The sequence below is a fragment of the Acidocella sp. C78 genome (genome assembly GCF_907164655.1).
Map to the genome: position 1 here is coordinate 56560 of NZ_CAJQZK010000019.1, position 12240 is coordinate 68799.

Sequence of the window (12240 nt, forward strand, 5' to 3'; positions counted from 1 at the left end):
GGCGCAAGGGCGCCAGCGGGCGCGCGGCCGCGTTGCCTTTACGCCACTTGTTTGCCAAGTGAGGCCGCACCTTCAACCGCCGGAGCCGCCATGACCCTGCTGACCGCAATCCTGTTCGCCTTCCTGCAAGGCGCCACGGAACTCTTTCCCGTCTCCAGCCTTGGCCATGTCGTGATCGTTCCCGCCCTGCTGCACTGGCGGATCGACCAGGCGGCGCCGTCCTTCCTGCCCTTCGTCGTGCTTCTGCATGTCGGCACCGCGACGGCGCTGCTGCTGTATTTCTGGCGCGAGTGGTGGGCAATGTTCGTCGGCCTGCTCGGCCGCGGCAACCCCGGCGAGGTGGACGCCCAGCGCGGCCTGCTGCTGCGCCTCGTCGTCGCCACGCTGCCCGCCGTGATCATCGGCTTCGCGCTGAAAAAGCCAATCCAGCACCTTTTCGCCAGTCCCGAGATCGCCGCCGCCTTCCTCATCGCCAATGGCGCGGTGCTGGTGATCGGCGAAAGGCTGCGCCGGCACCGCGCCGGCAACGGATTCGGCATCGGTCAGATGACGCTGCGCGACGCCGCCATCATCGGCCTGTTCCAGTGCCTCGCCTTTCTGCCCGGCCTGTCGCGCTCGGGCTCGGCGATCGTCGGCGGCCTGACCCGCGGGCTCGACCACGAGGCCGCCGCCCGCTTCGCCTTCCTGATGGCCACCCCGGTGATCGCGGGCGCCGCCGTGGTCGAGGTGCCGCATCTGCTGCACCACGCCGCCGCCGCGCGCGGCATGTTCGGCACCGCCGTGATCGCCGCCATCGTTGCCGGGATCGTCGCCTATCTCTCGACCGCCTTCCTGATGCGCTATTTCCGCGATCACGACCGCTGGGCGCTCGGCCCGTTCGCCATCTACTGCGCCGTCCTCGGCGGGCTGAGCCTGATCCTGATCCCCTTCGGCGCCTGATGGCGACCGCGCGCCCCGACATCGTCCGGCTGATGGGCGCGCGCGGGGCGCGCAGCATCGCCCAGGGCGCGCTGGTGGTCGATTTCGCGCTCTATGTCACCAGGCTCGGCTGGAGCGCGACGTTCCTCGGCGTCGTCTTCGCGCTGTCGATCCTGTTCGCCGTGGCGGTGACGACGCTGGTCGGCCCGGCGAGCGACCGCTTCGGCCGCAAGCGCTTCGTTCTCGTCTATGAGGCGATTTCGGTGCTCGCATCGCTGATCGGCCTGCTCACGCCGGCGGCACTGCCGCTCGCCTTCGCCGCGGTGATCGGCGGCTTCGGCCGCGGCGCGAACGGCGCCGCCGGCCCGTTCGCGCCGGCGGAACAATCCTGGCTGTCCGGCCTGATCGAAAAACGGGAGTTCGGCAGCGTGCTGTCGATCAACACCGCGATCGGGTTTTTCGGCATGGGGATCGGCGCCGTGCTCGCCGGGCTGATCGGCGCATCGCGGCCGATGTTCGCCTTGCCGCTCGCCGCCTCGCTCATCGCCACAATGCTGCTCGCCCTCACCCCCGATCCGCCGCGCAAGCCCGAAGCCCGGGCGGAGCGGCATGAGGAGGTGTCGAAGGCGGAGAACTCCCTGCTCTGGAAACTCGCCGGGCTCAACGTTCTCAACGGCACCGGAATCGGCCTGTCCGGCCCGTTCATCTCCTGGTGGTTCGCCGCCCGCTTCCATGCGGGGGCCGCGGCCATCGGCCCCGCGCTCGCCATCGCCTTCGCCGCCGCCGGCATCGCGGCCCTGACCACCGGGCGGCTGACCCGGCGGCTCGGCACGGTGCGCGCGGTGGTGCTGATGCGCGGCATCGGGCTGGTCAGCCTGTTCGCCCTGCCCTTCTCGCCGAGCTTCGGCGTGGCTCTCGTCGTCTACGCCCTCCGCTCCGCCTTCAACCGCGGCACCGCCGGGGCGCGGCAGGCGGTCGCCCTCGGCCTCGTGCGCGGCGAGCGGCGGGGGCTTGCCGCCAGCGTTAACACGATCTCGGTGCTGCTGCCGCGCGGCGTCGCCCCGGCGCTGGCCGGCGTGCTGTTCGAGTCCGGCGCCCTCGCGGCCCCCTTCCTGCTCGCCGGCCTGTTCCAGGGCGCCTATCTGTTCATCTATCCCCGCGTCTTCGGACGCCACGATCCATCGAGGTCCGCATGATCCGTCGCCTCTGCCTGTTGCTGGCGTTGCTGCTTCCCTTCACCGCCCAGGCCCGCGTCAATCTCGCCGCCGTGCCGATCGGGCGGATGGACCTGCCCTGGTGGCAGCACCGCTTCGAGCACACGAAGCAGGAGGCGCGCGCGCATCCCGGCGCGCGGCTGGTCTGGCTCGGCGATTCCATCACCGAATACTGGCACCGCGAGGGGAAGCACCGCTACCAGCAGATCCTGCCGATCTGGCGGCAGTATTACGGGCGCTACGACGCGCTGAATTTCGGCCTGATCGGCGATACCACGGCGAGCGTGATCTGGCGGATCGACCATGGCGAGTTCGCCGGCCTGCATCCCAGGCTCGTCGTGCTGCTGATCGGCGCCAACAATCTCGGCCGCACCCATTGGGGCGCGGACCAGACGGTGCCGGGAATCGAGGCGGTGGTGCGCGATCTGCACCGCCACGTCCCCGGCGCGCACGTGCTGCTGCTGGGCATCCTGCCCTCGATCCGCTCGGCCTGGATCAGCGCGCAGACCCGGATCATCAATGAAGATCTCGCCCGCCGCTATGCGCGCAGCGATCTCGTGACGTTCCGCGATGTCGGCCACGTGCTGGAAACCGGCGGCCGCCCCGACCCCGCGCTCTATGTCGACCCACGCATGCACCCGCCCGAACCCGCCCTGCACCCCGATGCCGAGGGCATGCGCCGGATCGCCGTGGCCTTGCAGCCGACGATCGCCCGCCTGATGCGCTGACCGCCCGGCTCGGAGCACGCATCAGGGAACGCATCAGATCGCGCCCCAGGGCACGCATCAGATCGCGCCCCAGGGCACGCATCAGATCGCGCCCCAGGGCACGAAGGCGATCGCCAGCAGGCCCACGACCAGCGCCGCGAGATAGCACCAGATCGTCTTCAGGGCCCGGTTCGGGTCGATATCGGTCATGATCCCGGCGGCGTAATAGCCAAGCCCGACCGGCGGCGCGAACAGGCCGATGCCCATCGCGAGGATGACGATGATGCCATAGCGCACATCGCCGACATGCAGCGTGCGGGCGATGGGAAACAGGATCGGCCCGAACAGCACCAGGATCGGGATGCCCTCGAGAATGCTGCCAAGCACGATCATCAGGACAATCGAGCCCAGCAGGAAGCCGTAGCGCCCGCCCGGCAGGGCCAGCATCAGCCTTGTGATGTCATCGGCGAAACCGGACTGGGTCAGCGTCCAGCTCATCGCGGTGGCCACCGCGATGATGAACATGATCGTCCCCGACAGCCCGACCGCCTTCGCCGCACAGTCATACAGCGCCGCCGGCCGGAACCCGCCATAGAACACGACCCCGAGGACGATCGCGTAGACGGTGCCGATGGTGGCGACCTCGGTCGCGGTGGCGATGCCGTCGATCACGGCGAAGCGGATCACGAAGGGCAGCGCCAGCGCCGGCAGGCCGTAAAGGAAGCTCCGCACGATGCGCCGCGCCGGCACGCGCGGCGCCGAGGCCACCGCATCAGCCCCCGCCCAGACCCGCGAGAGCAGCGCCAGAATGACCGCCAGCAGGATGGCCGGCATCAGCCCCGCAGCGAACAGCGCCGAGATCGAGGTGCCGGTGACCGCGCCGATGATGATCAGCACGATCGAGGGCGGGATCGTCTCGGCCATCGCGCCGCAGCACGAGACGACCGAGAGAATGTGCCCCTCGTCGATCTTCTGCCGCCTCATCTCCGGCACCACGATCGGCGCGACCGCCGCGAGATCGGCCGTCTTCGCCCCCGATATGCCGGAGACGAGCAGGATTCCGCCGATCAGCACATAGAACAGCCCGCCCTTCACCGGACCGATCAGCTCGGTGAGAAAGCGCATCATCGCCGGCGCAAGGCGTGTCACGGTCAGCAACCCGCCGAGCAGCACGAACAGCGGCACCGCAAGCAGGATGATCGACGAGGTGCCCTGCTCCACCTGGCTCGCCATCACCGCGAGCGGCGCGCTCTGCGTGACCATCAGGTAGAAGCTGGTGCAGAAGCCGAAGGCGAAGGCGATCGGCACGCCGGCCAGCACAGTCGCGAACAGCATCGCGACGAAGACGAAGATCACCTCCGGCAGCGTGTCGGCGGACAGGGCCCGGCCGGCCAGCCACGCCGCGCCGACGATGACCGCCGCCCCCAGCGCGCCGCGCCAGACATCCGCGCCCCGATGCGCGAACAGGTCACGCAGCAGGAAGAGCACGATCAGCCCGAAACCCGCCACCAGCCCCGCGGCCTCCCAGGCGCTGGAAATGCCGAGCTGCGACAACGATGACAGCCGCTCGACCCGCAGGAAAACGAGGCTTGGCCCGATCATCGCCAGCGCGGCGACCAGCTGGACCACATCCGCCCCGGCGCGGAGTCGGGACTGCCAGCGCGCCGGCAGACTGTGCACCAGCGCCGTCATCCGCATGTGCCGGTCGTCGCGCACCGCGATCGCGGCGCCGATCATGGTCAGCCAGACGAAGACCAGCCGGGCGAATTCCGTCGACCAGATCAGCGGATGAACGAACACCGTGCGCGCGATGATGCCAGCGAACAGCACCAGCACCTCCGCCGCCAGCAGCGCGACGCCAACGCCGTCGAGCACGGCACCGGCACGCCTCGCGACCGGCCGGCGAATCCTGCCGGACGCCATGGTTGCAGAACATGCTTGCATCGTTTCTCTCCCCCGGTCGTTCCGCTCGCGCGGCGCCGCGTTTTCTTGTCGCCGCTTTTGCGCGTCCCGCAGGGCGGACGGTTCGGGAGCCTCATCCCACCGTCCGCCACCGGGTGCGGCCCTATTCGAGGGGGCCGGCCGTCTTTTCGAGCAGGCCCCAGGCCTCGGCGCCGAATGTCCGCTTCCAGTGCGGATAGTATTTCGCCTTGCCGAGGGCGCTGCGGAACGTCGCCTTGTCGACATCGAGGATGTTCATCCCCCTTGCCGCCAGCTTCGCTTTCAGCGAGCTGCCGAGATCGGCGATATCCTGCCGCTCCGCATGCCCCGCCTTGCCGAATTCCGCGGTCACGATGTCCTGCCATTTCGCCGGCAGCCGCGCGAAAGCCGGCTTGTTGCCGATGATCAGATAGCCATCCCAGGCGTGCTGAGTCATGCTCAGATATTTCTGCACGTCGTAGAGCTTCGCCGTGTAGATGATCGGCAGCGGATTTTCCTGGCCATCGACCACGTGATTTTCGAGCGAGGTATAGACCTCGCTGAAATCGATCGCGGTCGGCGCAGCGCCAAACGCGGCGAACATCGACGAGAGGATCGGCGCCGGCGGGACGCGGATCTTGAAATTGTGCAGGTCCGCCGGCGACTTCACCGGCTTTGTGCCGGAGGTGACGTTGCGGAAGCCGTTCTCCCAGCTCGGCCCGATCTGATGCATGCCGTGGGCGTCGATCTTCCTCGCGATATAGGCGCCGAGCGGACCGTCGACCGCTGCCCACACATCCTTCGGCGTCAGGAAGGCGTAGCCGATATTGACGATGCCGGCTTGCGGTATCGTCGTTGCCAGAACGGAACTTGCCATGTTCATGATCTGGATGCCGCCGAGCCTGGTCTGAGCGATCAGCTGCTTGTCGGTGCCGAGCTGTGCGGCGGGGTAGAGCTTGATATCGAGCCCGCCACCGGTCGCCTCGCGGATCGCCTTGATCGCCTGCGCCGCGCGGATGTTCACCGGATGGCTCGGCTCCTGGCCGGTGGCCATCTTCCAGCGGAACTGCGCGGCATCGCCCCTGCGGGTCAGGATCGTGACGGCCGGCACGGATGCCGCCCCCGCAAGCAATGTGCGCCGGCGGATCGTGTTATTGCTCATCGTTGTTTCCTCCTTTCGAAATGAATCAGACCGGGCTTTGATGTTGGCGTTTCAGAGCCAAGCCCTGATCTGCCGCGCCATCGCTTCGGCCGAAATACCGTAGCGGTCGTGCAGGGTCGGCAGCGCGCCGGCGGCCAGGAACGCGTCCGGCAGGCCGATCTGGCGGAACCGGGGCGCGATGCCGGCGCGCAGCATTCCCGCCGCCACGGCCTCGCCAAGCCCGCCGACCACCGTGTGGTTCTCGGCAACGACGACGAGGCGCCCGCTTTTGCCGGCGGCGGCGAGGATCGTCGCGAGATCGAGCGGCTTGATCGTCGCCGCGTGCAGCACCTCGACACCGATGCGGTCCGCCTCCAGCATCTCGGCGGCTTGCAGCGCGCGCATGGTCGCGAGCCCGGTCGAGATCACCAGAACATCGTTGCCGGTCCGGATCGTCTTCGCCGTCCCCAGCTCGAACGTATAGCCATACTCGTCGAGAATCAGCGGCACGTTGCCACGCAGCAGCCGCATGTAGACCGGCCCGTCATGCGCCGCGATCGCCGGTGTCGCCTGCGCGATCTCGTGCGCGTCGGCCGGATCGACGATGGTGAGATTCGGCATGCCGCGGAAGATCGCGATATCCTCGGTCGCCTGATGGCTCGGCCCGTAGCCGGAAGTCAGGCCCGGCAGGGCGCAGACGATCTTCACGTTGAGCCGTTCTTCGGCGATCGCCATGCAGATGAAGTCATAGGCGCGGCGGGCGGCGAACACGGCATAGGTGGTCACGAAGGGCAGCGCCCCCTCGCGCGCGAGTCCGGCGGCGGCCGACATCAGCAGCTGTTCGGCCATGCCCATCTGGTAGAAGCGCTCCGGACAGGCCTTCGCGAAAATGTGCAGGTCGGTATATTTCGCAAGATCGGCGGTCAGGCCGACGATCTCGGGGCGGGTCTTCGCCAACTCGACGAGCGCGTTGCCGAACGGCGCCGGCGCGGTGCGCTGGCCGGGGGCGGCGATCGAGGCGATCATCGCCGATGTGGTCAGGCGCGGCTTCGCCGCCTGCGTCGGTGCGGTGCTCATCACGGGGCCTTTCCGCTGAAACTGGCGTCGAGCAGGTCGATCGCCTGCTGCCACTCCTCGGGCTCGACGCGGAGGAAGTGGTTGCGCTCGCGGGTTTCGAGGAAGGGTACGCCCTTCGCCATCCGAGTGTCGCAAATCACGATGCGTGGCGCTGCGACTTTGGCGGCGCGCGCGGCGTCGAAGGCGGCGGCGACGGCGTCGATATCGTTGCCGTCGACGCGCTGGGTATGCCAGCCGAAGGCACGGAAGCGCTCATGCAGCGGCTCGCGCGACGACATCGCCGAGGACGGTCCGTCCGCCTGCTGGTCGTTGACATCGACGATGCCGATCAGGTTGTCGAGCCGCCAGTGCGCCGCCCCATCACGCCTTCCCAGATCGAGCCCTCGTTCAGCTCGCCGTCGGAAAACAGGGTGTAGACGAAGGCATCCGATGTTTTCCGCTTCAGGCCGAGCGCCATGCCGACCGCGATGCCGACGCCGTGGCCGAGCGAGCCGCCGGTAATCTCCATGCCCGGCGTATAGGCGGCCATGCCCGACATCGGCAGGCGACTCTCGTCGGCGCCATAGGTCTCGATTTCGCTCTCGGGCAGAATCCCCGCCTCGATCAGCGCCGCATAAAGCGCGATCGCATAATGACCGATCGACAGCAGGAAGCGGTCGCGCCCCTCCCAGCGCACGTCGTCCGGCCGGTAGCGCAGCGCATGGAAATAGGACACCGCGAGCACATCGGCGATGCCGAGCGCCTGCGCGATATAACCCTGCCCCTGCACCTCGCCCATCCGCAGCGCGTGACGGCGGATGCGATAGGCCCGCTCGCGCAGCGAAACGTTGGAGCCGGCATGGGGGAAGCCATCGTCGCGGGCGTCCGGCGACGAGACCGGTTTCGAGAAGGACATGGCGCAGAATTCCCGACGCTGTTTCTGGATCAGTGGATCAGCATGCCGCCATTGACGTCGATCACCGCGCCCGTGACATAGGCGGAGAGATCGGAGGCGAGGAACAGGAAGATCCGCGCCACGTCCTCGGCGGTCCCGAGCCGGCCGATCGGAATCCCCTTGAGGATCTCGGCGCGCATCTCCTCGGTCAGCTTGCCGCCGGTGATCTCGGTCTGGATCAGGCCGGGCGTCACCGCATTCACGCGGATGCCGGCGGGGCCGAACTCCCGCGCCATCGCCTTGGCGAGGCCGAGCACGCCGGCCTTCGCCGCCGAATAGTGCGGGCCACCGAAAATGCCGCCGCCGCGCTGCGCCGAAACCGACGACATGCACGCGATCGAGCCGCTGCCGCGCGCGCTCATATGCGGCAGCAACGCCTGGCTGAGATGGAACACGCCGGTGAGGTTGACGTCGAGCACCCGTTGCCAGTTCCGCGCCTCGATCTCCAGCAGCCGTAACGGCTCGGTGATGCCGGCATTGTTGATCAGGATGTCGACCTGGCCGAACGCGGCAAGGACCCGGCGCGCCGCCTCATCGCAGGCTGCCCGATCGGTGACGTCGCAGGCCACGCCGAGATGCGAAGCGCCGAGCGACGCCGCTGCCTCGTCGGAAGCCCCCTGATCGAGATCGAGAATGGCGACCCGCGCGCCGTGCTCGGCGAACAGCCGCGCGGTTGCGAGGCCGATCCCCTTCTTGCTCGCGCCACCAGATATGATCGCGGTCTTGCCGTTGAGCAGCATGCGTTTCCTCCGTGTATCCGGAGCGGAGAAAAGCGCCGGGAGAATGAAATTTCAAACGGATAATTTGCATGAATTGGTGAATTCGGTTCATCTCTCCCGCCATGCTGAACACGATTCCGCTGTCGATGCTGCGCGCCTTCGAGGCCGCGGGGCGCACCGGCTCCTTCCGCGCCGCCGCCGCCGAACTCAGCCTGACGCCGAGCGCGGTGAGCCACGCGATCCGCAAGCTCGAAGACCTGCTCGGCGTCCGGCTGTTCCTGCGCCAGGCCAGGACGATTGAGATGACCGCCGAGGGACAGACGCTGATGCGCCATGTCGCCGAGGCGTTCGACACGCTGCGCCGGGGGATGCAGTCCGTCTCCACCCGCGCGCCGCGGCTGCTGCGCCTGCATGTCGCGCCGAGTTTCGCGACCCAGTGGCTCGCACCGCGGCTGCAGCGCTTTCTCGCGGCGAACCCGCAGGTCGAGGTGCGGATCGCCGCGAGCACCGACTATGCGCGGTTCAGCGACGGCGCCTTCGACGCCGACATCGTCTACGCCGCGGCGCCGACCGCGCGGGTGGTGCCGGGCATGGTGCGGATTTCACTTGGCGAGGAAACCGTGACACCGCTCTGCGCGCCGGCGCTCGCGAGGCGGATTGCGGGGCCGGGCGATCTGGTGCGGGAAACGCTGATCCACAGCGACAACAAGATGCTGCGCTGGCCCGACTGGTTCGCCGCCAACGGGCTGAGCACGCCGGCGCCGCACGGGCTACGCTTCGACCGCAGCTTTCTCGCCATCAGCATGGCGGCCGATGGGTTGGGTGTCGCGCTCGAATCGACCAGGCTGGCGGAACGGGAGATCGCCAGCGGCCGGCTGGTCGCGCCATTAGAGGGGCGCTCGGTCGACCTGCATTATCTCGCGCATTTCCTGGTCTATCCGCAGCCGAGCCAGGCGAATCCGCTGATCGCGCGGTTTTCAGCCTGGCTACAGCAGGAACTCGCCGGACCGGCGGGGCGGTGAGTCAGCGGGCGAGACCCTGCTCGATCAGGCCGATCGTGGGGGCGATGCCGTAGAGGGCGATGAAGCCGCCGAAGCGGGGGCCTTCGCTCTGGCCGAGCAGGACCTGGTAGAGGCAGCCGAACCATTCGCGCAGGCTGGCGAAGGGGTGGCGCTTGCCGACATCGTAGAGCAGGTTTTGCAGCGCCTCGGCATCGGCGTCGTCGGGGATGGTTTTCAGCCCGTCCGCGAGGTCGAGCAGGGCGGCGCGCTCCAGCTCGGTGGGGGGGCGGTATTGTTTCGCGGGCTTGATGAAGTCCTGATAATACCGCACCGCGAAATCGACCAGGCGGGCGAGGAAGGGGGCGGAGTCGGGCGTTGCCTCGGGCCGGTAGGCGCGGATGAAGCCCCAGAGCAGGTCGGGGGTTTCGGCGTTCACCACCGAGGCGAGGTTGAGCAGCATGGCGAAGGGGATCGGGCTGCTCGACGCGGCGGGGATGTCGCCGCCATGGATGAACCAGGCGGGATTGTCCTCTGCCCTGCCCTTGCCCTCGCGCAGATTGTCCTGGTGGGTCAGGTATTCGTCGGTGGCGCGGGGGATGACGTCGAAATAGAGGCGCTTGGCGCGCTGGGGCGAGGCGAACATGAACTGGCCGAGGCTTTCGGCCGGGGCGTAGGTGAGCCATTCCTCGACCGAGAGGCCGTTGCCCTTCGACTTGCTGATCTTCTGGCCGTGCTCATCGAGGAAGAGTTCGTAGGTGAAGCTTTCGGGCGGCTCGGCGCCGAGGGCGCGGACGATGGCGCTGGAGAGGCGGACGGAATCGATCAGGTCCTTGCCGGACATTTCGTAGTCGACGCCGAGGGCGAACCAGCGCATCGCCCAGTCGGCCTTCCATTGCAGCTTGGCGCCGCCATCGAGGATCGAGGTTTCGTGGGCGATGCCGGTTTCCGGATCGCGCCAGGTGACGGTTGCGGCATCGACATCGACCTCGTCGATCGCGACCTGCATGACCTGGCCGGTGCGCGGGTGGAGCGGGAGGATGGGCGAGTAGGTGGCCCGGCGCTCGGGGCCGAGGGTGGGGCGGATGATGTCGCGGATGGCATCGTGCTTCGCGGCGACGGCGCGCAGCGCGTCGTTGAAGCGGCCGGAGGTGTAATATTCGGTGGAGGAGGCGAATTCGTATTCGAAGCCGAAGGAATCGAGGAAGGCTTGCAGGCGGGCGTTGTTGTGGGCGCCGAAGCTCGGGTGGGTGCCGAAGGGATCGGGCACGCGGGTGAGCGGCTGGCCGATGAACTCGCGCAGCATGTCCTGCTGCGGGACATTGCCGGGGACTTTGCGCAAGGCGTCCATATCATCGGAGAAGGCGAGCAGCTTCGAGGGCAGGCCGGTGAGCCTGGTGAAGGCGAGCCTGATCCAGGAGGTGCGGGCGACCTCCATGAAGGTGCCGATATGGGGCAGGCCGGAGGGGCCGTAGCCGGTTTCGAACAGGGCCGTGGTTTTTCCCGATTTGCGCAGGCGATGGACGACGCGTTCGGCTTCGCGGAAGGGCCAGCTCGTGGGGGTATCGGCTTCGGACTGTGTCATGCGCTGCGTTTAGGATCGGCGCGCGGCCGGGTCAAACGCGGGATCGGGGCATGGGTATGCGGCCGGGCGCGGGGCGCCGGCTCGTCAGGTGCGGGAGCGACGTGGGGGGATGAAGCGGCGGTCTGGCGGGCGGGGCCAGGGGGTGACGGGCTTGCCGCCGGGCGGCTGCGCGGGGCGCGGCGCCGCGGGGTTCATGCGGGTGTATTGGGCCGCGCTTTCGGGTGGAGGCGAGGGCATTGGCCCCGGAGGTAGCGCGGGTTTGGGGCGGGGTTTGCGCGGCCGGGGCGGCAAGGCGAGGAGCGGCGGCGGGCGGATGCCGAGCGTGTGGCAGAGGGGGCGGAGGATGCGGCCGGCGGCGGGGGTTGCGGCGATGAAGGCGTGCGCGTCTGGCGCATCGAGCAGGGCGCGGAGCTGGGGTGCGAGGGATGCGGCGGCGGGAAAGGTGATGCGGAGCCAGCGAAGCCGCGCGGCAGGGGGGACTTCGCGCCGCCGCATCGCTCGCGGTGGGGGCGATGACGCGGCGGGGCGGGCGCTCTGGCGGCGAGGGATTCGAGCCGGGCGCAGAGGCGGCGCAGGCGGGTCCAGGCGAGGATGGTGACCGGGCCGCCGCGACGCCAGCGCAGGCCCTCGGCGGCGACGCAGGCGCAGAGCGCGGCGATGAAGCCGACGAAGCGGGGCAGAAAGCCCTGCGGTGCGGAGGTTGCCGTCATTTTTTCCAACAAGCATGGCCGGCGGGGGGTGGGCAAGGACCTTGCGCCCGGCGTTACGCCGGATTTCGGAACGGCGGTGTGGGGTGGCGGGATTGTCGGGTGGCGGGATTGTGGGGCGGCGGGTCAGGTGTTGGGCGGATGGGACGATATTTCCATGCCGATCCGCACGCGCCCTTCGGCGCTGGCGCAGCGCCGCCGGGCATAGGCGTCCTGACCGGGCGAGACGGCCTTGCCGTCGATCAGCAGGAAGTGGCCGCTGACCGGCTGGAGATGAAACAGGCCGACTTCCGCATCGTTTATATATACGTTTTTTATTA

Annotated in this window: 12 protein-coding genes and 1 pseudogene; 4 read left to right on the forward strand and 9 right to left on the reverse strand. The window is 68.5% G+C overall.

Annotation, left to right across the window (positions count from 1 at the left end):
* Positions 1-90 precede the first annotated feature (90 nt).
* The 3 genes from ACIDOCELLA78_RS000000107960 to ACIDOCELLA78_RS000000107970 are packed head-to-tail and all read left to right on the forward strand — an operon-like array spanning position 91 to position 2860.
* Positions 91-939: an undecaprenyl-diphosphate phosphatase gene (locus tag ACIDOCELLA78_RS000000107960; protein ID WP_201729127.1), complete on the forward strand. Its 849-nt coding sequence runs from the start codon at positions 91-93 to the stop codon at positions 937-939.
* Positions 939-2114, forward strand: coding sequence for an MFS transporter (locus tag ACIDOCELLA78_RS000000107965; RefSeq protein WP_201729128.1), 1176 nt, complete (start codon positions 939-941; stop codon positions 2112-2114). Before ACIDOCELLA78_RS000000107960 ends, ACIDOCELLA78_RS000000107965 begins: the two co-directional genes overlap by 1 nt.
* Positions 2111-2860 (forward strand): platelet-activating factor acetylhydrolase IB subunit, encoded by a 750-nt coding sequence (locus ACIDOCELLA78_RS000000107970; protein WP_201729129.1) that lies wholly within the window; start codon positions 2111-2113, stop codon positions 2858-2860. Before ACIDOCELLA78_RS000000107965 ends, ACIDOCELLA78_RS000000107970 begins: the two co-directional genes overlap by 4 nt.
* 81 nt (positions 2861-2941) lie before the next feature.
* Here ACIDOCELLA78_RS000000107970 and ACIDOCELLA78_RS000000107975 read toward each other — a convergent pair whose 3' ends face one another.
* The 6 genes from ACIDOCELLA78_RS000000107975 to ACIDOCELLA78_RS000000108000 all read right to left on the reverse strand — a co-directional run bounded on the left by ACIDOCELLA78_RS000000107975 (position 2942) and on the right by ACIDOCELLA78_RS000000108000 (position 8651).
* Positions 2942-4762, reverse strand: coding sequence for a TRAP transporter large permease subunit (locus ACIDOCELLA78_RS000000107975; protein ID WP_249676173.1), 1821 nt, complete (start codon positions 4760-4762; stop codon positions 2942-2944).
* Between the two features lie 142 nt (positions 4763-4904).
* Complete coding sequence (locus ACIDOCELLA78_RS000000107980) at positions 4905-5921, reverse strand: TRAP transporter substrate-binding protein (RefSeq protein ID WP_201729131.1); 1017 nt, start codon at positions 5919-5921, stop codon at positions 4905-4907.
* A 51-nt stretch (positions 5922-5972) separates the two neighbouring features.
* Complete coding sequence (locus ACIDOCELLA78_RS000000107985) at positions 5973-6977, reverse strand: transketolase family protein (RefSeq protein WP_201729132.1); 1005 nt, start codon at positions 6975-6977, stop codon at positions 5973-5975.
* Complete coding sequence (locus tag ACIDOCELLA78_RS000000107990) at positions 6977-7408, reverse strand: hypothetical protein (RefSeq protein WP_307850918.1); 432 nt, start codon at positions 7406-7408, stop codon at positions 6977-6979. Before ACIDOCELLA78_RS000000107990 ends, ACIDOCELLA78_RS000000107985 begins: the two co-directional genes overlap by 1 nt.
* Entirely contained in the window at positions 7306-7872 is a 567-nt protein-coding gene (locus ACIDOCELLA78_RS000000107995; protein WP_283770850.1) for a hypothetical protein, read from the reverse strand. Before ACIDOCELLA78_RS000000107995 ends, ACIDOCELLA78_RS000000107990 begins: the two co-directional genes overlap by 103 nt.
* A gap of 29 nt (positions 7873-7901) precedes the next feature.
* Positions 7902-8651, reverse strand: coding sequence for an SDR family NAD(P)-dependent oxidoreductase (locus ACIDOCELLA78_RS000000108000; protein WP_201729133.1), 750 nt, complete (start codon positions 8649-8651; stop codon positions 7902-7904).
* 101 nt (positions 8652-8752) lie between these two features.
* On the opposite strand from ACIDOCELLA78_RS000000108000, the gene ACIDOCELLA78_RS000000108005 reads away from it, so the two are divergent.
* On the forward strand, positions 8753-9652 hold the full coding sequence (locus tag ACIDOCELLA78_RS000000108005) for a LysR substrate-binding domain-containing protein (protein ID WP_201729134.1): 900 nt from the start codon (positions 8753-8755) through the stop codon (positions 9650-9652).
* 1 nt (position 9653) lies between these two features.
* Here the strand turns inward: ACIDOCELLA78_RS000000108005 and ACIDOCELLA78_RS000000108010 are convergent, their stop codons facing one another.
* The 3 genes and pseudogenes from ACIDOCELLA78_RS000000108010 to ACIDOCELLA78_RS000000108020 all read right to left on the reverse strand — a co-directional run.
* Positions 9654-11213 carry a lysine--tRNA ligase gene (locus ACIDOCELLA78_RS000000108010; protein ID WP_201729135.1) on the reverse strand — a complete coding sequence of 520 codons (1560 nt, stop codon included), beginning with the start codon at positions 11211-11213 and terminating at the stop codon, positions 9654-9656.
* A gap of 84 nt (positions 11214-11297) precedes the next feature.
* Positions 11298-11708: a hypothetical protein gene (locus tag ACIDOCELLA78_RS000000108015; RefSeq protein WP_249676175.1), complete on the reverse strand. Its 411-nt coding sequence runs from the start codon at positions 11706-11708 to the stop codon at positions 11298-11300.
* Positions 11709-12046: 338 nt separating this feature from the next.
* Positions 12047-12240: pseudogene (locus ACIDOCELLA78_RS000000108020) on the reverse strand (hypothetical protein); the annotation flags it as partial.

What these genes read in the sequence shown, in the direction of transcription:
- ACIDOCELLA78_RS000000108005 (WP_201729134.1), top strand. Translation starts at nt 8,753, where the DNA reads ATGCTGAACACGATTCCGCTGTCGATGCTGCGCGCCTTCGAGGCCGCG.
- ACIDOCELLA78_RS000000107965 (WP_201729128.1), top strand. Translation starts at nt 939, where the DNA reads ATGGCGACCGCGCGCCCCGACATCGTCCGGCTGATGGGCGCGCGCGGG.
- ACIDOCELLA78_RS000000107970 (WP_201729129.1), top strand. Translation starts at nt 2,111, where the DNA reads ATGATCCGTCGCCTCTGCCTGTTGCTGGCGTTGCTGCTTCCCTTCACC.
- ACIDOCELLA78_RS000000107975 (WP_249676173.1), bottom strand. Translation starts at nt 4,762, where the DNA reads ATGGCGTCCGGCAGGATTCGCCGGCCGGTCGCGAGGCGTGCCGGTGCC.
- ACIDOCELLA78_RS000000107960 (WP_201729127.1), top strand. Translation starts at nt 91, where the DNA reads ATGACCCTGCTGACCGCAATCCTGTTCGCCTTCCTGCAAGGCGCCACG.
- ACIDOCELLA78_RS000000107985 (WP_201729132.1), bottom strand. Translation starts at nt 6,977, where the DNA reads ATGAGCACCGCACCGACGCAGGCGGCGAAGCCGCGCCTGACCACATCG.
- ACIDOCELLA78_RS000000107995 (WP_283770850.1), bottom strand. Translation starts at nt 7,872, where the DNA reads ATGTCCTTCTCGAAACCGGTCTCGTCGCCGGACGCCCGCGACGATGGC.
- ACIDOCELLA78_RS000000108010 (WP_201729135.1), bottom strand. Translation starts at nt 11,213, where the DNA reads ATGACACAGTCCGAAGCCGATACCCCCACGAGCTGGCCCTTCCGCGAA.
- ACIDOCELLA78_RS000000107980 (WP_201729131.1), bottom strand. Translation starts at nt 5,921, where the DNA reads ATGAGCAATAACACGATCCGCCGGCGCACATTGCTTGCGGGGGCGGCA.
- ACIDOCELLA78_RS000000108000 (WP_201729133.1), bottom strand. Translation starts at nt 8,651, where the DNA reads ATGCTGCTCAACGGCAAGACCGCGATCATATCTGGTGGCGCGAGCAAG.
- ACIDOCELLA78_RS000000108015 (WP_249676175.1), bottom strand. Translation starts at nt 11,708, where the DNA reads ATGCGGCGGCGCGAAGTCCCCCCTGCCGCGCGGCTTCGCTGGCTCCGC.